Origin of the sequence: Acidiphilium sp. C61 (assembly GCF_905116885.1) — a bacterium.
Taxonomy (GTDB): Bacteria; Pseudomonadota; Alphaproteobacteria; order Acetobacterales; family Acetobacteraceae; genus Acidiphilium.
Genome location: NZ_CAJHNI010000005.1, coordinates 2907847 through 2932773 on the forward strand (window position 1 = coordinate 2907847; position 24927 = coordinate 2932773).

Genomic DNA, 24927 nt, shown 5'->3' on the forward strand with positions numbered 1-24927 from the left:
CGTCCTCATCGCAGGATGAACCCGGCCTGGCCCGGCAGCACGACCGCGTGCCCGCCGCCATTGTCGCGCCCGAGAAAGACCCGCTGGATCTGGTTGGGCGGCGACCATCCCTGGTCCGGCGTCATCATCCGCCCCGCCTGGTCCACCGGCTTGACGAGATAGGGGGTCACGAGGATCACGAGTTCCTCCTCCTGCCGGTCGTAGCTGTCGGCGCGAAACGCGGCGCCGAGCACCGGAATGTCGCCGAGCCCCGGCACCGACTTGTCGGTCTGGTTGCTGCTGTTGCTGAGCAGGCCGGCGATGGCGAGGGTCTGTCCGCTGCCGATCACGACCGTTGTCGAGGCCGACTGGGTGGACAGCGACGGCACCACGATCGACGTGCCCGCCACCGCGATCTGGAAGGCGTTCTGCGTCGTCGGCGCGCTCACCGTCGGCTCGACATGCAGGATGATGCTGCCGTTATCGAGCACCACGGGGCGGAATTTCAGCTGCACGCCGAAATCCTTGTACTGCACCGTCACCTGGCCGTTCTGCCCGGGCACCGGCACCGGGAAGGAGCCGCCATCGATGAAGCTCGCGCTCTGCCCCGAGAGTGCGGTCAGCGTCGGCTCAGCCAGGATATGCGCGAGATTGTCGCTGTTCAGCGCGTCGAGAATGCTGTCGATCGCGCCGCCACCGGTCGAAAGCCCGGCATTGTAGCTCCCCGCGGCCGGCGTCGCCGGGCTCGATCCGTTCAGCACGTCGAGCGCGCTGAACCCGAACAGGAACTTGCCCACCGAAATCCCATTGCCCGCGCTCTGCCAGTTGATCCCGAGCTGCTGCGTGATCGTGCGCGACATCTGCGCGATCCGCACCTTGAGCGCCACCTGCTGCGGCAGCCGCACCTCGGTCTGATTGACCACGTGGCCGCCCTTGCCGGCGATCAGGTGCGCCTGCTGCATCACCTGGTAGTCCTGCACCGGCGTCGCCACCGTGCCGCGCACCACCACGCCATGCGCAGCACTGCTGATCGCGAGCCGCGCGCCGGGAGCCGTCCGCGCCGCGCCGGCGCGGATTGCCGCGGCGTGATAGGTGCCGGGGGTCACCGCGACCCGGAACGTCGCCACGTCATGCCCCTGCGAATCGGTCACGGCGATGGTGGTGAAGCCCGGCGCGGTGCCGAACACGAACAGCGTATGCGCGCTGGCCGGTCGCACCGACACCACTTTCGGATCGGCGACGAACACGTTCGCCGCGGTGCCGCGCAGCGTCACCAGCCTGCCGCTGCCCTGGGCGATGTTCAGCCGTCCGCCCGCCACCGCCACCGCCGCCGCGTGCCGCGCCTTCTGTCCGGCCGGGGCCGCCGCCGTGCCGCTCCCGATCGCGATCAGCGCCGCCAGCAGCCGCGTCGCCGCAAGCCTGGTTGAAAATCGCCGCGTCGTCCGCGCGGGCGGGAATATTCTGTCCGGTGGTGGAGCCAAGGCATTTTTCCTCAAACGGGACAGGTCTCAGGGGTGAGACGCGCTAGAGGTAAATTTACGGATGTTCTATTAACGAATGGTTGCCGTCGCGGATTTCGCGTGGCGAATTCCGAAAAGCGCCTTCCTGCGTGCGATACCCCCTTGCCGAATGCGCAACCTATGGCATGATCCCCTCAATCAAATTCAAAACTGCGAATAAGGGGAGCTACCAATGTCCAGAAAGAAAACAGCGTTCGCCGCCGCCTTCGCCGGCGCGGCCATGGCGGTGGTGCCGGTGGCGGCACAGGCCGCGAAGCCGATCGTCGTCGGCATCACCTCCGAAATTGGCACCATTCCCGGCAAGGCCATCGCCAATGGCGCGACACTCGCCGCCGAGCAGATCAACGCCGCCGGCGGGATCGACGGCCGGCCGATCAAGCTGGTGATCGAGGACGATCACCTTTCCACCACCGATGCCATCCGCTCCTTCCAGCGCATGGTGAGGCAGGATCACGCCGTCGCCATCATCGGCACCTTCGTCAGCGAGGTGGCGCTGGCGCTCGAACCCTGGGCCGCCCGCCTGCACGAGCCCTACATGATCACCGGTGCGGCCGCCAACGAGCTGTCCGAATACGTCCACAAGGACTTCAAGGCCCATCAATACATCTTCCACGCCTACATGCCGGCCGCCTATCTCGCCCGCGCGGTGTGCGACGCCTCGAAGGCGACCCTGGTCGACCAGTTCCACATGAAGACCGCCGTGGTCATGAGCGAGGACGCCGCCTGGACCAAGCCGCTCGACGCCGGCTACGATTCCTGCCTGCCCAAGATCGGCCTGAAGGTGCTCGACAATATCCGCTTCGCGCCCAACACGTCCGATTTCACCCCGATCTACCAGAAGATCGAGACGCTGAAGCCCAACGTCATCATCGCCGGCTGGGCCCATGTCGGCGTGCAGCCGACGGTGCAGTGGGCGCAGCAGAAAGTGCCCGTGGCGCTCGCCGGGATCAACGCCCAGGCCGGCTCCGACGTGTTCTGGAAAGCCACCAACGGCGCGACCGAGGGTGTGATCACCGGCAGCACCGCCGCCCCGGGCGTTGCCATCACGCCGAAAACCCTCCCCTTCACCGACGCCTATGTGAAGAAATTTGGTTACTCCCCGGCCTATTCGGCCTACTCGACCTATGATGCCGTCTATGCGCTCGCCGATGCGCTGAAGCGTGCGAAATCCACCAAGCCGCTGCCCATCGTCCATGCGCTGGAACAGACCAACATGGTCGGCACCCAGGGCCAGATCGCCTTTCAGGGCGCGAAGAGCAAGTTCGCCCACGCGCTGAAATACGGCCCCGACTATGTCACCGGCGTTGCCCTGCAATGGCAGGCCGGCCAGCAGAAATGCATCTGGCCGCTGAAGCTCGCCAACGCCAAGGCGAAGTTCCCCGGCTTCGTGCCCGTCCCGAAATCCTGACCCGCCCCGCGGTCCCGCCGGCCCTGTCGCCGGCGGGATCTGCCCACGTTTTCGTCTGACCTGGGAGGGTAGGACTTGCTAGCGATCCAGATCCTGATCGACGGTTTCGCGATCAGCACGCTCTACGCGCTCGGCGCGCTGGGCTTCACGCTCATCTTCGGCGTCTCCGGCGTCCTCAATCTCGCGCATGGCGGCCTGATGGTCATCGCCGCGATGATCGCCTGGTATCTCGATACCTCGCTCGGCTTCGGCCCCTATGTCGGCGCCCTCGCCGGCGTCGCCGTCTGCCTCGTCGCGGCCCTCGTGACCTATGGCGGCATCGTCCGCCCGATCGAGAATTCCCGCGCCGTGCCCGCGCATGAGCGCGAGCTGTTCGTGCTGACGGCGACCCTGCTCTGGGGCGTGATGATCCAGGAGTCGCTGTCCTACGCCTTCACCAACAGCCCGATCACGGTGCAGCCGCTGATCGCCGGCACGGTCTCCATCCTCGGCGTCCGCACCCCGATCAACGAGATCTTCATCGCCGCCGTCGCCTGGGCGGTGATGGGCGCGCTCTGGCTGCTGGTCAACCGCACCCAGGTCGGCCGCCGCCTGCTCGCCGCCTCGATCAACCCGCGGGCGCTCACCCTGCTCGGCTTCGAGCTCGACCGGATCTACCTCTTCGTCTGGGTGATCTACGGCCTGCTCGCGGGCATCGCCGGCGTGCTGCTCGGCAGCTTCCTCGGCTCGGGGTCCGATTACGTGCCGGGGCTGACCGGCAGCGCCTTCACCATTGTCGTGCTGGGCGGGCTCGGCTCGGTCTCCGGCACGCTGATCGCGGCCTATATCGTCGGCTACATCGAAACCGTCACCGCCTACCTGGTCTCGCCCTCGCTGCGCGAGGTGCCGGCCCTCATCCTTCTCGTCGTGGTGATCTACATGCGGCCGCAAGGGCTGCTGGGACGGCGCTGATGTCGACGATACCGAAATCCCGCCTGGCCGCGCTCGCGGTCTTCCTCATCGTGCTGGCGCTCTTCCCGCTCGGCGCCAATGGCTACATCCTCGGCGTGCTGACCACCGCCTTCTACTTCGCCGTCTTCGCGATGTCGTGGGATCTGCTGTTCGGCTATGCCGGCGAGGTCAATTTCGGCCCGACCTTCCTGATCGGCCTCGGCGCCTATGGCGCGGGCATGTCGAACGCGCTGCTCGGCCTGCCGGTGCCGCTCGCCATCGTCGTCGGCGCCCTCGCCGCGGTGGCCGGCGGCGTTGCCCTGGCCATCCCCGCATTGCGCCTCTCCGGCCCCTATCTCGGCCTGATCACCCTGGTCTCGGTGCTGCTGCTGCAACAGGCCATCGTCATCTTCGCCGGCGTCACCGGCGGCGAGATCGGCCTCTCGGTGCCGGACGTGCTCTCGATCAGCAGTGCGGCCAACTACGAATACGCGCTCGCCTTCATGCTGGTCAGCGGGCTGATCCTGTTCCTGATCTCCCGCTCCTCGCTGGGGATGATCCTGCAGGCCGCCGGGCAGGACCAGGTGGCCGCGGCAGCGCTCGGCTTCAACGCGACCCGCCACAAGATCCTCGCCTTCGCCGTCTCCGCGCTGTTCTCCGGCCTCGCCGGTGCCTTCCTCGTCTTCTATCTCGGCACCGCCTCGGTCAGCGCCGTGGTCGACATCTCGATCGGCGTGCGGGTGATCATCGCCGCCGTGCTCGGCGGCCGCCGCACCATCATCGGCGGCGCCATCGGCTCGGTCTTCCTCATCGTCGCCGGCGAACTCCTCCGCCCGATCGGCCAGCTCTCCACCTTCGTCGTCGCCCTGATCGCGCTGGTGGTGATCGTGCTGTTCCCGGACGGTCTGCTCGGCCTGCTGCCGCACCGGAGGGGCGCATGAACACCACCACCACCCCGCGCCTCGCCGTCAGCGGGCTGCACAAGCGCTTCGGCGGCCTCATCGCCGTCAAGTCGCTCGACTTCAACCTCTATCCCGGCGAGATCCTCGGCCTGATCGGCCCCAACGGCTCGGGCAAGTCCACGGTCATGCAGATGATCATGGGCGTCGTCCGCCCCACCGCCGGGCAGATCCTGCTCGACGGGCAGGACATCGCCGGCCGCCCGACCTACGACATCGCCCGCGCCGGGGTCGGCATCGTCTTCCAGCACTCCCGCCCGTTGCGGCTGCAAACCGTGCTGGAGAACATCCTGCTCGGCCTGCTGCCCGACAGCCTGAGCCGCCTCCGCCCGCCGCCGGGCGCGATCGAGACGGCGCGGCGAATCGGCGAGGAATGCGGCCTCGGCGAGGTGCTCGACCGCCTGCCGGCAACGCTCCCCTTCGCCGACCTGCGGCGGATGGAACTCGCCAAGGCGATCGCCCGCAACCCGAGCGTGGTGCTGGTCGACGAACCCTTCGCCGGCCTGACCAGTGCCGAGGTGCATGATTTCTCCGCCCTGATCCGCCGCTTCCGCGACCAGGGCCGCGCCGTCATGCTGGTCGACCACAACGTCAAGAGCATCGCCTCTCTGGCGGACCGCGTGCTCGCCCTCTATCTCGGCGAAAAGATCGCCGAAGGCTCCTCCGAGCAGGTGATGCAGGACGAAACCGTCCGCCGCGTCTATCTCGGCGGCGGCATCGAAACCCACGAACGCCCCGAGGCCGAGATCGCCGCCCACAAGGTGCTGCTCCAGGCCGAGGACATCAGCGTCTTCTACGGCAAGGCGCAGGCGCTGGAGAATGTCTCCCTCACCGTGCACGAGGGCGAGTTCGTCTCCATCGTCGGCCTCAACGGCGCCGGCAAGACCTCGCTGTTCAACGCCATCTCCGGCCTCGTCCCGTTCCGCGGCGCGATCAGCTGGGACGGGGCGAAGCGCGCCGGCGAATCGGCGGCGGCAATCGCGCGCGCCGGCATCGTCCAGTGCCCGGAAACCCGCGAGCTGTTCGGCCGCCTGTCGGTCGCCGAGAATCTCGAACTCGCCGGCCAGCGCCTGCCGCCCGGCGAACGCGCCTCCCGGCTCGACTGGCTGCACGAGCTGTTCCCCATCCTGCGCGTCCGCGGCACCCAGGAATCGCGCACCCTCTCCGGCGGCGAGCAGCAGATGCTCGCCATCGCCCGCTCGCTGATGCTCAAGCCGCGCCTGCTGATCCTCGACGAGCCGACCCTCGGCCTCGCCCCGGTCATCCTCGGCCAGCTGTCCGAGGCGCTGTCCCGCCTGCGCGAGACCACCGACATCACGGTCCTTCTCGGCGAGCAGAACGTCACCTTCGCCCTGCCGCATGCCGACCGTGTCTATGTCATCGAGCATGGCCGCATCATCTGGAACGGCACGCCCACGCGCTTCGCCGCGGAGGCGGGAACCGGCTACCTGTAAGGCCGGTTCCGCCGCGTGTTGATCGAATATTAACCCGTCTTCGCCTAGCCTGAGTGTGACCTTTACGTCACGATCTTACGTAAACGATAACGAAACTGCCCTATCCGGAGGTAATGAGATTGTCATTCTTCGTCACGAATGGCACCACACTATCATCCATCCGGATACTCGCTACCCGATCGGATGATATCGCCCCGATCGGCACTCCAGCAGGGGTTTCCCATTCCGGCAGGATCGGGAAATCTCCAAAAAAAAACCGTGACCACCCAACAAGGAGACCGTCCATGACCGACAAGACAGCCTCGAAATTCTCCCGCGCCGCTTTGTCCGTCGCCGGCGCCGCCTTCGGTGTCGGCCTCGCCGTCGCGGCGATGACCCTGCCGGCCCAGGCCGGCGGCCCGCTGCCGTATGACGCGCCGTCGCCGCCGCCCAATGTCAGCGTCGCGATGCTCTACAACCAGTTCGCCTCGGCGACCACGTTCTACACCCAGCACGGCACCAAGCTCGGCCACACCAACATCGAGACCGACGTGCCGATCCTCCGCCTCGTCCACACCTTCAACCCGGTGGACGGCATGCAATGGGGCGCGCAGCTCATCGTCCCCTATGTCTGCTTCCTAATTTGTGCGCACATGTGCGCACGGGTTTAGCTCTCGGTTCACTGACCGCAGTTTCACCGCCTCTTGCGAGGCGGCCAGCGCCGCAATCTCCCCGAGCGTTGCCGCCGGAATGCCCGGCGACGGTTCGGCCCAAGCCGGGCCTACCACGAGGTGTTCAAGGTTGATCGCCGCGTTCTCGTCGCGGTCGTGAACGGTGCCGCACTCGGCACATGCCCACGACCTGATAGAGAGCGGCAGCTTGTCCACGACGCAGCCGCAGGCCGAACACGTTTTGCTGGACGGGAAGAAGCGATCAGCCACATACACGTGGCCGCCGCGCATCCGCGCCTTGTATTCGAACTGCCGGCGAATCTCACCGAAAGCCGCGTCGGAGACAGAGCCGGCAAGGGCGTGGTTCTTGCCCATGCCGGCGACGTTCAGGTCTTCGAGGACGATCGTCTCGAAGGTGCTGGCAACTGCCGTGGTTGCCTTGTGGATGGCGTCGCGGCGGATGTTCGCCACGCGCCCATGCAGCTTCGCCAGCTGAGCGCGGCGCTTCCGCGTCCGGCGGCTCGTCTTGGCGGCCCGCTTCTTCCGGGCCTCTTCCTGCCGGCTGATGCGCCGGGAGAGCTTCTTGACGCGCCGCATCGCCTTGCGCAGCGCCTTCGGGTTCTCGATCTTCGTGCGCCCATCCGGCATTTGGCGCGACAACGCCATCAGCGCCGAGATGCCGAGATCGACACCAACGACGGAGCCGGGCGCAGGGTGTGCGGCTTCTGCGTCCGGCATCTCGCACTGGATCGCCACGAACCAGCGCCCGGCCTCGCGGCTGACGACAGCGCCGAGGATGCGCCCACCGATCCGCAGCGGTTCGCGCATCCGAACCCAGCCGAGGTTCGGGATGCGGATTTCGCCCCGATCCTTGCCGAACCGTTCACGACAGCTGTGCGCCTCGAACTGGTCGTTCCAAAGTGCGAAGCTGTCGTGCTGGCCTTTCTTCTTGAACTTCGGGTAGCCGGCCTTGGGCTGGCCCTTGGGTTTCTTCAGGTCACGGAAGAAGTTTCCGAAGGCCGTGCCGAGGTTCATGATTGCCTGACCACTGGCGCACTTCGTTACGTCGCACGACCAGGGAAATTCCGTGCGACGTACAGCGTTCCACTGCGCCTTGAGCTTCGTGGCGCTTGGCTTCTCACCGGCTTCGTATAGGCGTTTCCATTCCGCAAGGCCCCAGTTCCATGCGAAGCGCGCGGTGCCGGCGGCGCGGGCAAAGTGAATCGCCTGCTCGACGGTCGGGTCCAATGCGATCTTGTGGGCCAGGATCATGGCTTCACATCCTGGCCGATGGCTTCGCTGAGCTTCTTCTTGTAGTTGCGCAAACCGTAGAGCCGGCTTGAAAAACAATGCACGATGGTCATCAGGTCTTGGACCATCTCCTGTTCCGGCGACAGGCTTTCGTTGTTCAGCACGAGGATGTCGCAGCCGTGCGCCTTGCAGTGATGCTCGAACCACTGGTAGCCGAACCGCACCAGCCGATCCTTGTGTGCCAGAACGATAGTCCGCACCTCCCGGCGTGATACGGCGTCCATGATTTCGAGGAACCGCTTGCGGTTGAAGTTGAGGCCCCCGCCGACTTCTTCGATCCACTCGACATCCACAAGGCCGCGTGCCGCAGCGAATTCCTCCAGAACGCGCCTCTGATTTTTCAGGTCCGGCTTCTGCGCCGCCGACGAGACGCGACAGTAGGCGATGACCCGGTGCGGCTCGGGGCGTCCGATCTGCTGACCAAGGAACGTGTCCAACTGCTCCCGCGTGTAGGCCCGCCGCCCGGTCTTGGTCCTGCCGGCCGGAGAAAGCGTGCCCTCGCGGTCCCACCGCTGAAGCGTCTTCACGCCACGCCCGAGATAGGCAGCGGCTTCGCCTGTGGACATGAAGGCAGGAAACGGTGAGCGCATACGGCACTTTTAGGCACTTTCGAGCATAAAATCAATACCTAGAGTCTACCTCCTTCCTCGGCAACCAGCGGGTCGGCGGCCAGAGCCTGTCGCACCAGGGCGGCTTCGCCGAGCCGCAGCTCTCCGCCTTCATCTACCCGCTCAACAACCCCGCCGAGGACGAAACCGCCGTCCTCGCCTATTTCGTCAGCCCGCCCTCCGGGTCCTACAACCCCTCGATCGCGCTGAACGCCAGCACCAACAACTGGGTGAACAATCTCGAAATCGGCTTCACCCACAAAATCTTCGGCCAGGCCAAGGGCCGCCGGCTCGACCTCCAGGTCTGGGCCGATGGCTATGTCTATGGCGACACCAGCGTCTCCCCCGGCGTCCATCTGAAAACCGACCCGGTCGGCCAGCTGATCGTCTACGCGCCGTATTATTTCCACCCGCAGACGGCCGGTTATGTCGGCCTGAGCTTCGAGAAAACCTTCGGCGGCAGGGTGTCGGAGGTCAAGGCGGGCGTCACGACCGATACCGGCAACCGCAACGATTTCACCCGCCTCGGCATCATCGCCGGTTCGTTCCTCTCGCCCACCATCTTCGGCCAGGCCGAACTCTCGACCGACCTGCAAACCCGTGGCGGCGCGCGCAACAACGTCGTCTTCCTCGCCCAGGTCGGCAAGGTTTTCTGATCGACTAGAGCATCATCCGATCGGATGGAATCATCTGATCGGATGAAGATGCTCGGTTTATCAATATGATAGAGCACTACATCCGATCCAAAAGGATCGGAAAGTGCTCTAATGCGGGCGCCCGGACGGTCCTGCCGTCCGGGCGCTTTTCATTCTGCCATCCCCGGAGGCAGGGCGGCGCGCAGCATCGCGAGGTTGCGCTCCAGCACCGGCAGCCCATCGCGCGCGGTCTGCTGGAACGCCTGGTTCCGCCCCTCGCGCAGTTCGCCCTGGAACACCGCGATGGCGCTCTCATGGCTGCCGATCTCGTCGCGCAGGAACTCGACGGTCAGGTTCGGCTGCGGGTGATAATTGAGCGAGACGAGTTTTTCCTTGAGGTCGAAGGGCAGGGCGGTGGGCAGTCTCACGCCCTCGCGCGCCGCCAGCGCCTGCAGCCGCGGCGCATAGGTCGCGGCATCGGCGCAAACCTGCTCCACCGCCGCCCGCGCCGTCGGCTCGATCGGCCCGCGCCTGACGAACGAACAGGCGTCGAGATCGAAATTCACCAGTTGCGAGGCGGTGGTGACGAACGCGAGATCCGTCGGCCCCAGCGCCGCCCCCAGCGGCGCCTCTGCGGTGGTCGCGCAGCCGCCAAGCGCGAGCAGCGCGCCCAGCGCGGCGAGGCGGAAGCGCGCCCGCCCGGCGCGGCCTCTCGCATCAAGCGGGACAACAGATGCAGCAACGGGTCTGGTTGCAGCTTGCATGATCGTGATCCTCCATGGCGCGCCGGCACTCTTGCCGCGCCCGCCATCGTCCCCCGCGCAGCTGCCGCCGTCATTGATCTAGAGCACTTTCCGATCCGATTGGATCGGATGTAGTGCTCTATCATATTGATAAGTCGAGCATCTTTATCCGATCAGATGATTCCATCTGATCGGATGATGCTCTAGTTCATCGCCCGTGGCGGATTTCGCTTGCCCCATGCAGAAAAATAACCTAGGGTTGCATCGATGTTGGAAAGCAGACCAGAGATGGTTGTTTGACGCCTCATCTCCTCCCATCGATACAAACTGGCCCCGGACATGTCCGGGGCCTTTTTCTTGCCGGGATATTTGTCCCAAATTACGGGATTTTCATAGGTTCTGGGAATGGTCCAGAATTATATACTCGCTGTTAAGTAATTCCCGTTTTGTTCACAGCACCCCGTCTTGCGCCCCGTCTTGCGCCGCTCCCGGCCGGCTCAGCGCGAACAAGCCCGCCACCTCGTCCCGCGCGCCGAGGCCCAGCACCGCATCGGCCAGGCGCTCGGCCTGCGCCGCGCCCAACACCTGCCGCGTCAGCCCGTCGAACTTGGCGCGGAACGCCGCCTCGTCGGGAAACGTCTCCGGCTCGCCCCGCGGCACCACCACGCGCCGCACGAAACGCTGCCCCCGCGCGTGCACCGTCAGCTTGCCGGACATGTTCCGCGGAAACTCGGCCTCGATATCCGGGTCGTTCTCGCAGCGCACCCGCGCCATCAGCGCGCGGATCCCGGGGTCGTCCAGAAGCTCATAGCTCGCCCAGTCCATCCGGCCGGTCGCCAGCGCGGTGGCGATCACGAAGGGCCCGCTGAACTGCGCATCGACGATGTTTTCCGGCCGCGCCTTGCGCGAGGCCGGCTCGCCGATCAGCAGCATCCCCGCGCGCGAGATCCCGAGCGTCGCGTCCTCGATCTCCTCGGCCCGCAGCCCAAGCTCCGCCCGCAGCGCGATCGCCGCGTCGATCCCGGCATGACCCCAGCGGCACGAGGGATAGGGTTTCACCCCGGTCTTCATCAGCTCCCAGTCGGTGCCGAGCCCGGCCAGCACCCGCTCCGGCTCCGGCGCCGGGCTATAGGCGTTGAGAAACCCGTGCCGCCCCTCGATCGGCGCCGCCGCGCCCTTGAACCCCTCGCGCGCGAGGCAGGCGGCGGCCATTCCCGCCATCCCCGCCCAGCCCACCTGGAAGCGCTTGGTCCAGGCCCCGTTGGCGAGGAATTGCAAACTGCCCGCGGTCTGGCTGAGCACGATGCCGAAGCCCGACGCCATCGCCGCCGGGCTCAGCCCGAACACACGCCCGACCGCGGCCATCGCGCCGAAACTCCCGCAAGTCGCACTCGGATGGAAGCCGCGGTCGTAATGCGCGCCGGCCGGCAGCGCCAGGGCGAGCCGCAGCGCCACCTCATACCCCGCCGCGATCGCCGCGATCACCGTCGCCCCATCCGCCCCGCTCATCGCCGCCGCCCCCAGCGCCGCCGGGATCACCGGCGCGCCGGGATGCACGATCGCCGCCGCATGGGTGTCGTCGAAATCCAGCGAATGCACCAGCGCGCAGTTGATCAGCGTCGCCCCGGCGGCGGCATAACCGGCCGGATCGGCGAAAACCGGCGCCTCGCCATCCCCCATGCCCATCGCCCGCACCGCGGCGATCAGCGCCCTCGTGCTCTCCGCCGCCTCCCGCGCCCGCACCGCGTTGCCCACCGCGTCCAACGCCAGCAGGCCGATCCGCTGCGTCACCGCCGCCGGCAGATCCGCCATGCCCAGCCCGGCGGCGAAGCGCGCGAGGTCTCCGGTGATGCCCGCCTCGATGTCCGCGGCGTCGGTCGTCGTCGTCGTGCTCATGCCGTCCCGTCCTGTTCCCTTGTCTCGCCGGCGCGGGCGAGGATCTGCCGCGCCCGCAGCCGCACCGGCGCGTCCACCATCGTCCCGCCAACCGCGACCGCCCCCTCATCCCCGGCGGCGAGGATCTGCCGCGCCCAGTCGATCTCGGCCGCCGCCGGCGCGAAGCCGGCCCGCGCCGGGCCGATCTGTTTTGGATGGATGCAGAGCTTGCCGCCGAAACCGAGGCTCATCGCGTGGCGCGCGTCATCCTCGATCAGTGCCGCGTCATCGAGCGCCGGCGTCACCCCGTCGAGCGGCGCCGCCAGCCCGGCGAGGCGCGATGCCAGCACCAGCTCCGCCCGCGCCGGCAGCAGCACCTCGCGCAGATGCGTGGCGCCGAGATCGGCGCAATAATCGATGCTGCCGAAGGCCAGCCGCCGCACCGCCGGGCTCGCGGCGATCTCGCGCGCCATCGCCATGCCCCGCGCCGATTCGATCAGCGCGATCACCCCGCGCCCCATCGCGGCGCGCTCGGCCTGCGCTGGCGTCTCCGCCTTCGCCAGCACGATCCCGGCAACCGGCAGTGCGACGATCGCGGCAAGATCGTCCTCGTGCCATTCCGTGCCCGCCGCGTTCACCCGCACGAAGGCGGCAACCCCGGCCGGCAGCGTGGCGAACCCCTCCGCCAGCGCCGCCCGGGCCATCGCCTTGCGCGCCGGCGCCACCGCGTCCTCCAGATCGACGATCACCGCATCGGCGCCGCTCGCCGCCGCCTTGGCATAGCGCTCCGGCCGGTCCGCCGGCACGAACAGCGGCGCGATCGCGGCGAACCCGCTCATGCGGCCCGTGCCTCCATCGTCCGCTTGCCGTCATTGGTCTCGACCCAGAGTGCGAACCCATCCCCCTCGCGCCGCGCGCACAGCGCGAACACCTCGAAATCGAACAGCGGCTGCACCCCGCGGAAGCTGAAGCTCTCCGGCCGCCGCCCGCCGATCTCCTCGGCGAACTGCAACAGCCAGGTCGCCTGCAACGGCCCGTGCACGATCAACCCCGGATAGAACTCGACCCCGGTGACATAGCTGCGGTCGTAATGGATGCGATGGCCGTTGAACGTCACCGCCGAGTAGCGGAACAGCAGGGTCGGGCTCGCCGTCATCTCCCGCCGCCACGTCGCCGGCGCCGCCGCCTTGTCCGTCCCCGCCTTGTCGGTCACCGCTGCCGGCCGCGCTCCACCTGGCCCCGCCCCGCCTTGCCCCGCCCCGCCTTGCCCCGCCCCGCCTTGCCCCGCATCAAGGCCGCGATAGACGATGTCGTGCCGCTCGCGCAGCGCCACCCCCCGCGCGGTGGCGAGCGTGTGCCGCACCGTCACGAAACACAGCGTCCCGGTCCGCCCCTGCTTGACGACGACATCGCCGATCTCCGAACTGCGCCGCACCGTGTCGCCCACGCGCAGCGTGTCGTGGAATTCGAGCGCGCCGCCCGCCCACATCCGCCGGGGCAGGGGAACCGGCGGCAGGAATCCGCCGCGCGCCGGGTGCCCGTCGGCGCCGAGCCGCGCGCCCACCACCGTCGGCGGCGACAGGCACCAATGCACCGCGAGCGGCGCGATCTCGCCCGGCGCCGGCATCTCGTCGCCAAGATCGAGCGTCGCGCGGAACTCCCGCACCAGCCGCGGCGCGAGCACATCCTCCGCGGTTTCCTGTCGGCCGATCCACTGCCGCAGCATCGCCTCGTCAACCTGTTCCATCGCGCTCAACCTTTCCCGCCCGCCGCCGCGTCCAGCTCCGCGAGCACCGCTTCAGTATGCTCGCCGAGTGCCGGCACCCTGCCATAATCCCGCATCACCCCGGCCACGATCGCCGGCGGCGCCGGAATCGCCGCCGGCCCGGCTGCGGTCTCCACCGTGATCCGGCGCAGATGCGGATGCGCCGAAAGCGCCGCCATGTCGTTCATCCGCGCGAAGGCGAGGTCCGCGCGGTCCAACCTCTCGGCCAGTGCCGCGCCGGGCAGGCGGGCGAAGGCTTCGGCCACCGCCGCATCGGTCTCCGCCCGGTGGTTCACCCGCGCGACATTGCTGGAAAACCGCGGATCCTCCACCAGCTCCGACCGTTCGAGGATGTCGCGGCACAGCGTGTGCCACTCCCGCTCGCTCTGGATCGAGATCAGCACGGCGTCGCCATCCGCGGCGGTAAACACGCCATAGGGTGCGACCGAGGGATGCGCGAGGCCGACGCGCTTCGGCGGCCGCCCGGCCTCGGCGTTGAGCAGCGGCACCGCCAGCCAGTCGGCGATCACGTCGAACATCGAAATCCGGATATCCGCGCCTTGCCCGCTCTGTCCGCGCGCGATCAGCGCCTCCAGGATCGCCGCGTGCCCGGCCGCGCCGGTCGCGATATCCACGATCGAAATCCCCACCCGCGCCGGCTCGCCCGGCCCGCCGGTGATCGAGGCGAGCCCCGATTCCGCCTGGATCAGCAGGTCATAGGCCTTGCGCCCGGCCAGTGGTCCGCTCTCGCCATAGCCCGAGATCGAGCAGCAGATCAGCCGCTCGTGGGCGGCGCGCAGCGTCTCGATGCCGAGCCCCATCCGCGCCATCGCGCCGGGCTTGAGGTTCTGCACCAGGATATCCGCGGTCCCGATCAGTGCCGCCAGCCGCGCTCGCCCGTCCGGCGTGGCCAGATCGAGCACGACCGATTCCTTGCCCCGGTTGAGCCAGACGAAATAGCTCGACCCCGCCTTGAGCGCGTCGTCATAGAAGCGCGCGAAATCGCCCTCCGGCCGCTCGATCTTGATCACCCGCGCCCCCGCATCGGCGAGCCGCGCCGTGCAATAGGGCGCCGCCACCGCCTGCTCGACGGCGACGACCGTCAGCCCCGCCAGCGGCGCGCGCATCAATACGACCTCGGCATGCCGAGCACGTGTTCGGCGAGATACGACAGCACGAGATTGGTCGAGATCGGCGCCACCTGGTAAAGCCGCGTCTCGCGGAACTTGCGCTCGATGTCGTATTCGGCGGCGAAGCCGAACCCGCCATGGGTCTGGATGCAGGCTTCCGCCGCCTCCCACGAGGCTTCGGCCGCCAGCATCTTCGCCATGTTGGCCTCCGCCCCGCAATTCTGCCCCGCCTCGTAGCGCGCCGCCGCCTCGCGCACCATCAGCTCCGCCGCCCGCATCCGCGCATAGGCCCGCGCGATCGGGAACTGGATGCCCTGGTTCTGCCCGATCGGCCGGCCGAACACCTCCCGCCCGTTCGCATACGAGACCGACTTGCTGGTAAACCACTTGGCATCGCCGATGCACTCCGCCGCGATCAGGATGCGCTCCGCGTTCATGCCCGACAGGATATAGCGGAACCCCTTGCCCTCCTCGCCGACCAGCGTGTCCGCCGGGATCCGCAAATCATCGAAAAACACCTCCGTCGTCGCGTGGTTCATCATCGTGCGGATCGGGCGGATGGTCAGCCCGTTGCCGCGCGCCTCGCGCATGTCGATCAGGAACACCGAGAGCCCGTCGGTCTTCTTCGCCACCGCCTCGCGCGGCGTGGTGCGGGCGAGCAGCAGCATCAGGTCCGAATGCTCCGCCCGCGAGGTCCAGATCTTCTGGCCATTGACCACGTAGTGCCCGCCCTCGCGCCGCGCCGTGGTCTTGAGGGCGGTGGTGTCGGTGCCGCTGGTCGGCTCGGTCACGCCAAAGGCCTGCAACCGCAGCGCCCCGCTGGCGATCTGCGGCAGGTAGGTCGCCTTCTGTGCCGCGCTGCCATGCCGCAGCAGCGTGCCCATGATATACATCTGCGCATGGCAGGCCGCGCCGTTGCAGCCGCTCTGCTGGATCTCCTCCAGGATCGCCGCCGCCCCCGAAAGCGGCAGGCCCGAGCCGCCATATTCCTCCGGGATCAGCGCCGCCAGCCAGCCATCGCGGGCGAGCGCGCCGACGAACGCCTCCGGATAGGCGCCCTCCTCGTCGAGCCGGCGCCAGTATTCGCCCGGAAACCCGGCGCAGAGCTTGCGGATCTCGGTGCGGATCGCCGCATAGGCATCCTCCGCATGGGGTTCGGCGAAACCGTCCATTCTGTCTCCTCCTCGCGCCGCATCGCTCCGATCCGGCGATTTGTCCCGCGCGCAGCCTAACGCGCCGCTTCCCCCTCAGGAACCGGCGTCGTTTCGCTGGCAGCCATCGCATCCTGCGATGGCCCTGCCGGGCGGGCAAGGGGGCGAAACACCGTTCCGCTCTGAAAACGGATCGCGAGCGTGTTGACGAAACTGCCGATTTTCGGTCTGCTGCCTGCAGGGAGGACTTCCAGATGGCACATTCAACCACCGGTGCTGACGCGCCGAAGCCGTGGGCCGCGCGGCTCACGCCGTCGCATTGGCGCATCCTGACCGCGGCGTTTTTCGGCTGGGTCTTCGATGGCTATGAAACCTACGCGCTGATCACCGTGATCGGCCCGGCGATGATCGCCCTGCTGCCCGCGTCCGAGCGCAGCCACCTGCACCAGGCGGCCGGTCTCGCCATCGCCATCACCCTGCTCGGCTGGGCCGCCGGCGGCACGATCGGCGGCATCGTCGCCGACTATATCGGCCGCAAGCGGATGCTGCTGATCTCGGTGGTGGGCTACAGCGTGTTCACCGGCCTCACCGCCTTCAGCTCCTCGGTCCTCATGCTGGTGGCGTTCCGCTTCCTCACCGGCCTGTTTCTCGGCAGCGAATGGAGCACCGGCAACGCCCTGCTGGCCGAGACCTGGCCGAACGAGGCGCGGCCGAAAGGGGCGGGGTTCCTGCAATCGGGCTTCGGCTTCGGCGCGTTCCTCGCCGCCGCGGTGTGGTATTTTGTCCGCCCCCTCGGGCCGGAAGCCTGGCGGGTGATGTTCCTCGTCGGCGTGCTGCCCGGCTTCCTGGTGCTGATCCTGCGCAGCCGCATCGAGGAATCGGCGAGCTGGCTGGCAGCGGTGCGCGAGAAGCGCTGGGCGGTGACCGAGCGTACCCAACCCGTCGCCAGGGCCGATCGCCGGCCCTTCACCCTGTTCCAGCTCTTCGCCGACGCCGAGGGCCGCCGCCGCACCCTGCTGGCCTGCCTGATGTCGGTCGGCACCACGATGGGCTGGTGGGGCATCGCCACCTGGATTCCCGGCTTCGTCGGCGGGTTCGCAGCCCATCACGGCCTGAGCGGGCCCTACTGGGCGAGCGTCGCCGGCCTCGTCTACACCGCCGGCGCGATCCTCGGCTATCTCGCCTCCGGCTTCCTCGCGGACTGGATGGGCCGCCGGCTCTATCTCGTCTTCCTGTTCGCCGGCGGGCTGATCATGACGCCCGCGGTCTATCTCTGGTCGCACTCGCTGCCGGTCCTGCTGGCGGCCGCGCTGCTGAACGGGTTCTGGACGCTCGGCGCCTTCGCCTGGTACGCGATCTACCTGCCCGAGCTGTTCGCCACCAATGTGCGCGGCACCGCCTCGGCCTTCGTCTTCAACGCCTCGCGCTTCATCGCCTTTCTCGGCCCGCTGCTGGCCGGCCAGCTGATCGGCGCGCTGGGCGGGCTTGCGCATGTGGCGATGGATTTCTCGGTGATCTACCTGCTTGGCCTGTTGGTCGCCCCGTTCATGCCGGAAACCAGGGGGCAGCCGCTCCCCGAATGAGACGGCCGCAGGCGCCTTCCTTGCTCCGGCGCCTGAAAAAAACCTCGCCCTGCCGGCTGGTGCCGGCAGGGATGGTGCTCTGGGCTGCGGTTCAGGCTGCCTGGGGAACGGCGGTCGCCGAGAGGTCGACCCCGAGCTTCGCCGCCGCTGCGGCATTCTCGGCCTCCGAGCCGGCGAACCGGTAGCCTTCTTCAAGGAGCTTGGTCGTATAGCGCCGGTTATACGAGAAGGCGAAAATGAATCCGGCCACGCCAGCAGTTAAGATACTCAGGACGATAAAAATCAGCCCGATCATATAATCGCCACGAAATAAAGCGGGAAATCCACCGAAAAAAAACGTTGTCCAGCTAAATCCATAAAATCCATTTTTTGTTATTCCCGTCGCCGGGTTCTTCAACAAAATCTTCTTTGCCATAAATAGCCCTCCTGTATGAGGCGTATTAAATAGTTCTTCACTTTCTTGTCAAACAAAAGATTGTGAATTGACAATGTTTTTAACGATAAAACCTCACCGTGCGGCCCGGTCACGATCGTTCCATTTCCGGATGTATGGCGAGGCGGGGAAAGGTGTCCAGAATCCAGTTTTAGAGCACGTTCCGATCCATCAGGATCGGATGATGCTCTGGCGATTCGCGCCCCGGCACGCACAACAAGAATTGGCGGCGCAAAATTGGCGACCCTGGCGTGACTCGAACACGCAACCACCCGCTTAGAAGGCGGGTGCTCTATCCAGTTGAGCTACAGGGCCGTCCGGTCGCGACAATCGCTTAATTCGTCGCCGATTTCCAGCCACCACGACGCATCGGCGCGGGGGGCGGGCAGGGCGGTCAGTGGGTCCAGTTCGCCCGCCGGTCGGGGCGGAAATTATCGGCATAGGCCTTGGGCTTGCGGTGCCGCTCGGTCGGGATTTCGAGGTCGAAGGCGATGCCATGCGCCTCGGCATAGGCGATGGCCTCCTCGCGGGTCGCGAAGCGCAGCCGCACCTCGCTGGCCAGCATGTCGCCGCTGCCGGTCCAGCCCATCAGCGGGTCGATCCGCTTGGCCATCGCCGGCTCGAATTCCAGCACCCATTCCCTCGTCTTCGCCCAGCCGGACTGCATGGCGCTTTTCGGCGGCAAATAGATTCTGGCGCGGTTCATCGTGCAATTCCTCTCGGCCTGTCCGTCTCGGGGCGCCCGGATTCGAACCGGGGGCCTCTTGTACCCAAAACAAGCGCGCTACCAGGCTGCGCCACGCCCCGCTCGGACGATTGCTACCTACAGCGCCAGCAAGGTGCGAGGCAAGCGCCTCACTTGCCATTCCCGAATTGCGGCCCGATCACCTTGTCGCCGACATCGATGTCGTCCTTCGCGGTGATCCCGCCCTGCAACTCGATCGTCGCCGCCACGGGCACCCGGCTCGAAATGATCCGCAGGCTCTGCGGCACCGTGTCGTTGGCAATATGCCGGATCGTCCCGTGCGGCCCGACGAACACCATGTCCAGCGGCACCAGCGTGTTCTTCATCCACATCTCGGAAACCTGCGGCGGGCTCCACGGAAAGATCATCCCGCCATCGGCGGCAACACTCTTGCGGAACATCAGCCCGACTTCCTGCTGCTTCGGCGTCAGCGCCTGTTCCACCTTGAAGACGAAGCGCTTGCCATGCTGGTTGACGATGGTGATCGTCTCGGTCGGCAGCGTCGTCTGCGGCCCGGTGATCGCCGCCGCCGCCACCCCGCCGGCCAATCCGCCAGCAATCCCGGCCGCGAGGCAAAATCCCATCCAGCGTCTCATCGTCCTGCTCCTCATTGCATCACGCGGCGAGGCGGCGCACCTCATCCCGCACCACGCCCGCCTGCGGCGGATCGTCGAGGCGGGTGAGCCAGCGCGCCGGCCGTGGCCGCGACTGCTGGCGGAAATAGCTGATTCCCGCCAGCACGTCCAAGGCCGCCTGCGGCAGCGCCTCCGGCACCGCGTGCCCGTTCAGCATCCCCCACATCCCCGCCCAGGCCCGCCCGAGCGCATACGGATTGTACCCGCCCCCCCCGAGCACGATCAGCCGCGGCGCCAACCCCCGGATCGCCTCCAGCGCCGCCCACAACCCCCGGTTCGACAGCGCCAGCCGGCTCATCGGATCATCCGCCAGCGCATCCGCCCCCGGCAGGAACACGATCCCCTCCGGCCGCGCCGCCGCGATCGCCGGCAAAATCCGCGCCTCCATCAGGAACGCCAGCTCCGCGTCGCAAAACCCCTCCGGCACGGCGAAATTCAACACCCCCGCCGCCGCGTCGCTCGTCACCCCCGTCCGCGGCCAGCGCCCCGCCTCATGCACGCTGATCGTCGTCACCCGCCCATCGCGCGCGAACGCCGCCTCCACCCCATCGCCGTGATGCGCGTCGAGATCGAGATAGACCAGCCGCTCCAGCCCAAGGTCGAGCCACTCCATCAGCGCCAGCACCGCGTCGTTGATATAGCAGAACCCGCTCGCCCGCGCCGGCCAGGCATGATGGTTCCCCGCCGCCGGCACATGCGCGACCCCGCCCGAAGCCGTCAGCCTTGCCGCCAGCATCGCCCCCCCCGCCGAGGTCGCCGGCCGCCGATACACCGCGCGATGCACCGGATTGCCCTCCGCCCCGATGCCGAACCGCGCCCGCACCTCCGCCGGCACCGCCTGCGTCCGTTCCGCCGCCTCCAGCGCGTCGAGATAGGCCGGATCGTGAAACCGCTCCAGCGCCGCCCGCCCCGCCACCGGCGCCGTCCGATACTGCCCCGCCGCCAGCCACCCCATCGCCCGGATCAGATCCTCCGCCACCGGCGCGCGCATCGTCGCCAGCGGATGCGGCGGCACCGCGATCGCCGCCCGATACACCTCCGCCCCGATCAGCACCGCCTTGCGCGTCCCGCTCATCCGCCTTGCCTACCCATCACGCCCTGCCGTTGCTATAGGCTGGGCATGAGTGACGAATTGACAACGCTCGCGCAGGACGCTTCCCCCGCCAGCACCGGTGCCTTCCCCCGCCGCACCTTCGCGATCATCTCCCACCCCGACGCCGGCAAGACCACCCTGACCGAGAAGCTCCTCCTCTTCGGCGGCGCCATCCGCGAGGCCGGCATGGTCAAGGCCCGCCGCGAGCGCCGCAACACCCGCTCGGACTGGATGGCCATCGAACGCCAGCGCGGCATCTCCGTCACCTCCTCGGTCATGACCTTCACCTGGCACGACGTCGTCTTCAACCTGCTCGACACGCCAGGCCACCAGGACTTCTCCGAAGACACCTACCGCACCCTCACCGCGGTCGACGCCGCCGTCATGGTGATCGACGCCGCCCGCGGCATCGAGGCCCAGACCCTCAAGCTCTTCGAGGTCTGCCGCCTGCGCGACATCCCGATCATCACCTTCGTCAACAAGATCGACCGCGAAGGCCAGGACCCCTTCACCCTGCTCGATGAAATCGCGAGCACCCTCGCGCTCGACGTCTGCCCCCTGGTCTGGCCGGTCGGCATGGGCGGCCTCTTTCGCGGCTGCTGGGACATCCGCGCCAACCGCCCCATCGGCCGCGTCGCCCCGGATGGCGAACCCGCCGAACCCGTCATCATCCCCGACGACCAGATGGCCGAGCTGCGCGACGCCGTCGAACTCACCGGCGCCTACCCCGCCTTCGACCGCGAAGCCTTCCTCGCCGGCCACCTCACCCCCGTCGTCTTCGGCACCGCGCTCAAGGATTACGGCGTCGTCGAACTCCTCACCCTCCTCGCCGAACACGCCCCGCCGCCCACCACCCAGCGCGCCGAACCCCACCCCGTCCGCGCGGAACAGAAAACCGTCACCGGCTTCGTCTTCAAGGTCCAGGCCAACATGGACCCCAACCACCGCGACCGCATCGCCTTCACCCGCATCTGCTCCGGCCGGTTCCAGCGCGGCATGAAACTGCTCCACGTCCGCTCCGGCAAGCCGATGGCGATCCAGGCCCCGATCTTCTTCTTCGCCCAGGACCGCTCCCTCGCCGAGGAAGCCTTCCCCGGCGACATCATCGGCATCCCCAACCACGGCTCGCTGCGCGTGGGCGACACGCTGACCGAAGGCGAAACCCTCCGCTTCACCGGCATCCCGAGCTTCGCCCCCGAAATCCTCCGCCGCGTCGTCCTGACCGACCCGATGAAAGCCAAGCAGCTCCGCCGCGCCCTCGAAGACCTCGCCGAAGAAGGCGTCGCCCAGGTCTTCCGCCCGATGCTGGGTGCGGACTGGATCGTCGGCGTCGTCGGCGCCCTCCAGCTCGACGTCCTGCAAGCCCGCATCGACGCCGAATACAAAATCCCCATCCGCTTCGAACCCGCCCCCTACGTCACCGCCCGCTGGATTTCCTGCCCCGACCCCAAACGCCTGAAAGACTTCATCGAAGCCAACCAATCCACCCTCGGCCACGACCGCGACGACTCCCCCGTCTTCCTCGCCCGCGACACCTTCTCGCTCCGCTTCATCGCCGAACGCTGGCCCGAAATAACCTTCGCCACCACCCACCAATCCGCCTCATGATTCTGCTCCCCCCCCCCCCCCCCCGCTGCTGCGGCGGGGGAGGGGGGGCAGCTCTGTTATAAAAATTGCAACGCAGTCGTCGGTTCTAACAATATACCACTGTTTGCTGTAGGTGCGGCAAGTTCACCTTATGTCGTCATAATTTTCTTGATTGCATATGATGTGCAAACTAAAAAAAAACATTAAGACGAAATAAGCATATATGATGATTTATTGAATTAATTTATATTTAGATTTTTATTTATAAATTGATTAGATTCGATCATAAATTTGAATGTTTGTGGAGCATCGTACTGAATAGAGGAGATGAGTTGTTTGGTAGTAAATCGGTACAATCTACCCCGAAGTATCCCTGCAGAAATTAAGCGCCAGATACGACAAAGAGATGGATTTGGCTGTATTGTCTGCGGTAACGCCTATTATCAATTTGATCATATTGGTACGGAATTCAGAGATGCAGTGATACACGATCCATTGCAGATCATACTACTTTGCGGCAAATGTCATGACAGAAAGACTCGTGGAGTTTTATCAACCGAAACCCTATTATTACATGCTAAATCGCCTCGCTGCAAGCAGATTGATTTTTCTCGGGGAGAACTAGACATTGGTACAGCCCATCCAGAGATCGTTCTTGGTACGATCACAGCGAAAAATGTTAGATCCCTTCTAACGATTGATGAGGAAGAAGTATTTTCTATTTTGCCACCCCAAAAACCCGGTGAAGCATTCCGTATAAATGCATCGCTTTATAATCAAAATGGTGACCAAACGTTAAAGATTTTCGAAAATGAATTTCAAATATCAGTGTCAAACTGGGATGCTGAAATAATAGGTCAAAAATTAAAAATTAGGAGTCAATTAGGGAAGTTTAATCTTGTTCTCAGGGTCGATCCTCCAAAAAGATTAATTATTGAGCAACTAGATATGGTATATAAAAATTTTAATATAGAATGTAGAGAGGGACGAGATACAATTATAAAAAATAGAGAGACGTTATTAAAAACTAGCGGAGCAGAGCTTGATGGATGTGATATAGCTATTCTTGTGAAGGGCTTAGATCTGTCAATTGGTGTAGGTGGAGGATCTGTACACATAACAAAGATGAATTTTTCAATATCTAAAAGGGAACGTCCGCAAGCATCCAGCGTCTACCCAAATTTGTTCCAAAACGGTGCTCCAAAACTTCGGCGAAACGAGAAATGTTTCTGTGGTACTGGAAAAAAATATAAGTATTGCCACGGTCGTCTGAATTAAGTTTTGAATTACGCCTGATATCTTTGTTTCCAGAAAATTTCTCTATTCTGAATCTGACCTCACGGACGAAATTACAGCCTGACCGAAAAAATAGTTGAGTAATTTCAGTAGGCGGTGAATTGGTTCGTTCACGAATACAAACGGATATAACATAGCTTGGACTGAGATTCCTCATCAACGATAACTACACTTGTTCTGCCACTCAAAATAACTAAAAATAAGAGCCCCAGACATCGATCGCTGATCGAACGCGACTTCGATCTCTCCCCACGGAAATGTCGCCGGCAGCTTCCGTTGCGGCTTTGTCTCCATCGCCGCTCATACCCAAGCACACCAATGCCCACCCCGCCGCTTCAGGAATGGCCGAAATCCTACTTGCGTTGTCGAGGAGGCACTTTCATCACGTCTGTCTCATGGCCGCGATCGCTGATACAGGAAAGTAACAAAAATTTGTATATTTAGAATTGGAGACATATTTTAATCTTAGCAACGTAATCCTAATATATAGGTGAGCGGCATCAGGTTTCTGTGTTCTATTCGGACAAAACCTGTTCAGTCGGTCAGCCGTTGAGTATTTTATCTTTTCTAAACAGGTCTGATCTGATCGCCCTGTTCGGATACACAGCTGCGGGTGCGGTCTTCGCGACCTTCTGCATGCGGACCATGCGCCCGTTACGTTCGGTCGCGCTGCTCAGCAACATATTGTTCATCAGCTACGGCGCGCTGGGCCGCCTCTACCCAGTGCTGATCCTGCACGCCTGCCTGCTGCCGATGAATGCGTGGCGCTTGCTGCAAGTCTTGCGGCTCCAGCGTGCCTCCATCTCCGACAACGCCACCTTCGACGTCGCCATCCTCCGCCCGTACACAATGCGCCGCGACCTGCCTGCGGGGGCCACGCTCTTTCACCGTGGCGACCCGGCGAAGGAAGTGTTTTGGGTCGATACCGGCGAACTGGTGCTGCCGGACCTCGGCGTGGCTCTCGGACCGGGGAGCATCGTGGGCGAGCTTGGGGTTCTCTCGCGCCACGGCCAACACACCGCCACCGTGGCGGCGCGCACCGACTGCTCCCTGCTTGCGCTCTCCGCCACCAGGATGCAGAGCCTTTATTTCCAGCACCCTGGCTTCGCGCTTCACCTGCTGAATATGCTCGCCGACCGCCTGATCGAGCATCTCCCGCCCCCCTGCCAGTCCGGTTCGGGAACGCCTGAGCCAGGCTCCCTCGCGCCGCCCGTAGCGCTGACCGCCCAGGCGCCGAACTCATGTGGCAGCTTGTGACAGCCCGACATTTGGTGGGGTCGATGTAAAGAGTGTCTGTCAAAGCTGGAGCCGCAATCAATCTCGGCTTAGCTTCAGGCCTGATCCGCAACCGCACACCCCGCAGCCTTGCCGCTCAAAACAACGAGAGCATCATCAAACCGGATGGATTACCTGATCGGATAAAGATGCGCTGTTTAT

Annotated in this window: 23 protein-coding genes and 2 tRNA genes; 10 read left to right on the forward strand and 15 right to left on the reverse strand. The window is 65.4% G+C overall.

Features of this window, described 5'->3' with window-relative positions; all coding sequences use genetic code 11:
- Nucleotides 1–5: 5 nt before the first annotated feature.
- On the reverse strand, nt 6–1460 hold the full coding sequence (locus tag HUW10_RS16435) for a type II and III secretion system protein family protein (protein ID WP_236656463.1): 1455 nt from the start codon (nt 1458–1460) through the stop codon (nt 6–8).
- 211 nt (nt 1461–1671) lie between these two features.
- Between HUW10_RS16435 and HUW10_RS16440 the strand changes: the two genes are divergently transcribed.
- The 5 genes from HUW10_RS16440 (at nt 1672) to HUW10_RS16460 (ending at nt 6900) form a co-directional block, all read left to right on the forward strand.
- Complete coding sequence (locus HUW10_RS16440) at nt 1672–2907, forward strand: ABC transporter substrate-binding protein (RefSeq protein ID WP_174504456.1); 1236 nt, start codon at nt 1672–1674, stop codon at nt 2905–2907.
- 75 nt (nt 2908–2982) lie between these two features.
- Entirely contained in the window at nt 2983–3858 is an 876-nt protein-coding gene (locus tag HUW10_RS16445) for a branched-chain amino acid ABC transporter permease (protein ID WP_174504457.1), read from the forward strand.
- Nucleotides 3858–4778 carry a branched-chain amino acid ABC transporter permease gene (locus tag HUW10_RS16450; RefSeq protein ID WP_174504458.1) on the forward strand — a complete coding sequence of 307 codons (921 nt, stop codon included), beginning with the start codon at nt 3858–3860 and terminating at the stop codon, nt 4776–4778. The genes HUW10_RS16445 and HUW10_RS16450 overlap by 1 nt, the downstream gene beginning before the upstream one ends.
- On the forward strand, nt 4775–6250 hold the full coding sequence (locus HUW10_RS16455) for an ATP-binding cassette domain-containing protein (RefSeq protein WP_174504459.1): 1476 nt from the start codon (nt 4775–4777) through the stop codon (nt 6248–6250). The genes HUW10_RS16450 and HUW10_RS16455 overlap by 4 nt, the downstream gene beginning before the upstream one ends.
- Nucleotides 6251–6534: 284 nt before the next feature.
- The gene (locus tag HUW10_RS16460; RefSeq protein WP_174504460.1) at nt 6535–6900 is read left to right on the forward strand and encodes a hypothetical protein; all 366 of its coding nucleotides are present in this window, start codon (nt 6535–6537) and stop codon (nt 6898–6900) included.
- On the opposite strand, the gene HUW10_RS16465 is transcribed toward HUW10_RS16460, so the two are convergent.
- A complete protein-coding gene (locus HUW10_RS16465) occupies nt 6868–8172 on the reverse strand; it encodes an RNA-guided endonuclease TnpB family protein (protein ID WP_174502112.1) in 1305 nt (434 codons plus the stop codon). The two genes, HUW10_RS16460 and HUW10_RS16465, sit on opposite strands and share 33 nt — an antisense overlap.
- Nucleotides 8169–8777 (reverse strand): IS607 family transposase, encoded by a 609-nt coding sequence (locus HUW10_RS16470; protein WP_174502111.1) that lies wholly within the window; start codon nt 8775–8777, stop codon nt 8169–8171. The genes HUW10_RS16465 and HUW10_RS16470 overlap by 4 nt, the downstream gene beginning before the upstream one ends.
- Nucleotides 8778–8887: 110 nt before the next feature.
- Between HUW10_RS16470 and HUW10_RS16475 the strand changes: the two genes are divergently transcribed.
- A complete protein-coding gene (locus HUW10_RS16475) occupies nt 8888–9475 on the forward strand; it encodes a transporter (RefSeq protein WP_174504939.1) in 588 nt (195 codons plus the stop codon).
- A gap of 149 nt (nt 9476–9624) precedes the next feature.
- Here the strand turns inward: HUW10_RS16475 and HUW10_RS16480 are convergent, their stop codons facing one another.
- The 6 genes from HUW10_RS16480 to HUW10_RS16505 all read right to left on the reverse strand — a co-directional run bounded on the left by HUW10_RS16480 (nt 9625) and on the right by HUW10_RS16505 (nt 16139).
- Nucleotides 9625–10218, reverse strand: a complete 594-nt coding sequence (locus tag HUW10_RS16480; protein WP_174504461.1) for a DUF4142 domain-containing protein — start codon at nt 10216–10218, stop codon at nt 9625–9627.
- Between the two features lie 429 nt (nt 10219–10647).
- Complete coding sequence (locus tag HUW10_RS16485; RefSeq protein WP_236656464.1) at nt 10648–12093, reverse strand: MmgE/PrpD family protein; 1446 nt, start codon at nt 12091–12093, stop codon at nt 10648–10650.
- Complete coding sequence (locus HUW10_RS16490) at nt 12090–12911, reverse strand: CoA ester lyase (RefSeq protein ID WP_174504462.1); 822 nt, start codon at nt 12909–12911, stop codon at nt 12090–12092. Before HUW10_RS16490 ends, HUW10_RS16485 begins: the two co-directional genes overlap by 4 nt.
- Nucleotides 12908–13819 carry a MaoC family dehydratase N-terminal domain-containing protein gene (locus HUW10_RS16495; RefSeq protein ID WP_174504463.1) on the reverse strand — a complete coding sequence of 304 codons (912 nt, stop codon included), beginning with the start codon at nt 13817–13819 and terminating at the stop codon, nt 12908–12910. The genes HUW10_RS16490 and HUW10_RS16495 overlap by 4 nt, the downstream gene beginning before the upstream one ends.
- A gap of 5 nt (nt 13820–13824) precedes the next feature.
- Nucleotides 13825–14964 (reverse strand): CaiB/BaiF CoA-transferase family protein, encoded by a 1140-nt coding sequence (locus tag HUW10_RS16500; RefSeq protein WP_174504464.1) that lies wholly within the window; start codon nt 14962–14964, stop codon nt 13825–13827.
- Complete coding sequence (locus tag HUW10_RS16505) at nt 14964–16139, reverse strand: acyl-CoA dehydrogenase family protein (RefSeq protein ID WP_174504465.1); 1176 nt, start codon at nt 16137–16139, stop codon at nt 14964–14966. The genes HUW10_RS16500 and HUW10_RS16505 overlap by 1 nt, the downstream gene beginning before the upstream one ends.
- Nucleotides 16140–16372: 233 nt before the next feature.
- Between HUW10_RS16505 and HUW10_RS16510 the strand changes: the two genes are divergently transcribed.
- The gene (locus HUW10_RS16510; RefSeq protein WP_174504466.1) at nt 16373–17701 is read left to right on the forward strand and encodes an MFS transporter; all 1329 of its coding nucleotides are present in this window, start codon (nt 16373–16375) and stop codon (nt 17699–17701) included.
- Between the two features lie 91 nt (nt 17702–17792).
- On the opposite strand, the gene HUW10_RS16515 is transcribed toward HUW10_RS16510, so the two are convergent.
- From HUW10_RS16515 to HUW10_RS16540, 6 genes are all read right to left on the reverse strand, one after another.
- Nucleotides 17793–18116: a hypothetical protein gene (locus HUW10_RS16515; RefSeq protein WP_174504467.1), complete on the reverse strand. Its 324-nt coding sequence runs from the start codon at nt 18114–18116 to the stop codon at nt 17793–17795.
- 256 nt (nt 18117–18372) lie between these two features.
- A tRNA-Arg gene (locus tag HUW10_RS16520) sits at nt 18373–18449 on the reverse strand.
- A gap of 79 nt (nt 18450–18528) precedes the next feature.
- Entirely contained in the window at nt 18529–18840 is a 312-nt protein-coding gene (locus HUW10_RS16525; protein WP_174504468.1) for an ETC complex I subunit, read from the reverse strand.
- 27 nt (nt 18841–18867) lie between these two features.
- Nucleotides 18868–18941, reverse strand: a tRNA-Pro gene (locus HUW10_RS16530).
- 48 nt (nt 18942–18989) lie between these two features.
- Nucleotides 18990–19475, reverse strand: coding sequence for a DUF192 domain-containing protein (locus HUW10_RS16535; protein WP_174504469.1), 486 nt, complete (start codon nt 19473–19475; stop codon nt 18990–18992).
- 19 nt (nt 19476–19494) lie between these two features.
- Nucleotides 19495–20589, reverse strand: a complete 1095-nt coding sequence (locus tag HUW10_RS16540; protein WP_174504470.1) for an acetoin utilization protein AcuC — start codon at nt 20587–20589, stop codon at nt 19495–19497.
- A 45-nt stretch (nt 20590–20634) separates the two neighbouring features.
- Here HUW10_RS16540 and HUW10_RS16545 point away from each other — a divergent pair, with 45 nt between their 5' ends.
- From HUW10_RS16545 to HUW10_RS16555, 3 genes are all read left to right on the forward strand, one after another.
- A complete protein-coding gene (locus HUW10_RS16545; RefSeq protein WP_174504471.1) occupies nt 20635–22215 on the forward strand; it encodes a peptide chain release factor 3 in 1581 nt (526 codons plus the stop codon).
- A gap of 306 nt (nt 22216–22521) precedes the next feature.
- A complete protein-coding gene (locus tag HUW10_RS16550; protein ID WP_174504472.1) occupies nt 22522–23472 on the forward strand; it encodes an HNH endonuclease in 951 nt (316 codons plus the stop codon).
- 654 nt (nt 23473–24126) lie between these two features.
- The gene (locus HUW10_RS16555; RefSeq protein WP_174504473.1) at nt 24127–24747 is read left to right on the forward strand and encodes a Crp/Fnr family transcriptional regulator; all 621 of its coding nucleotides are present in this window, start codon (nt 24127–24129) and stop codon (nt 24745–24747) included.
- Nucleotides 24748–24927: the final 180 nt, after the last annotated feature.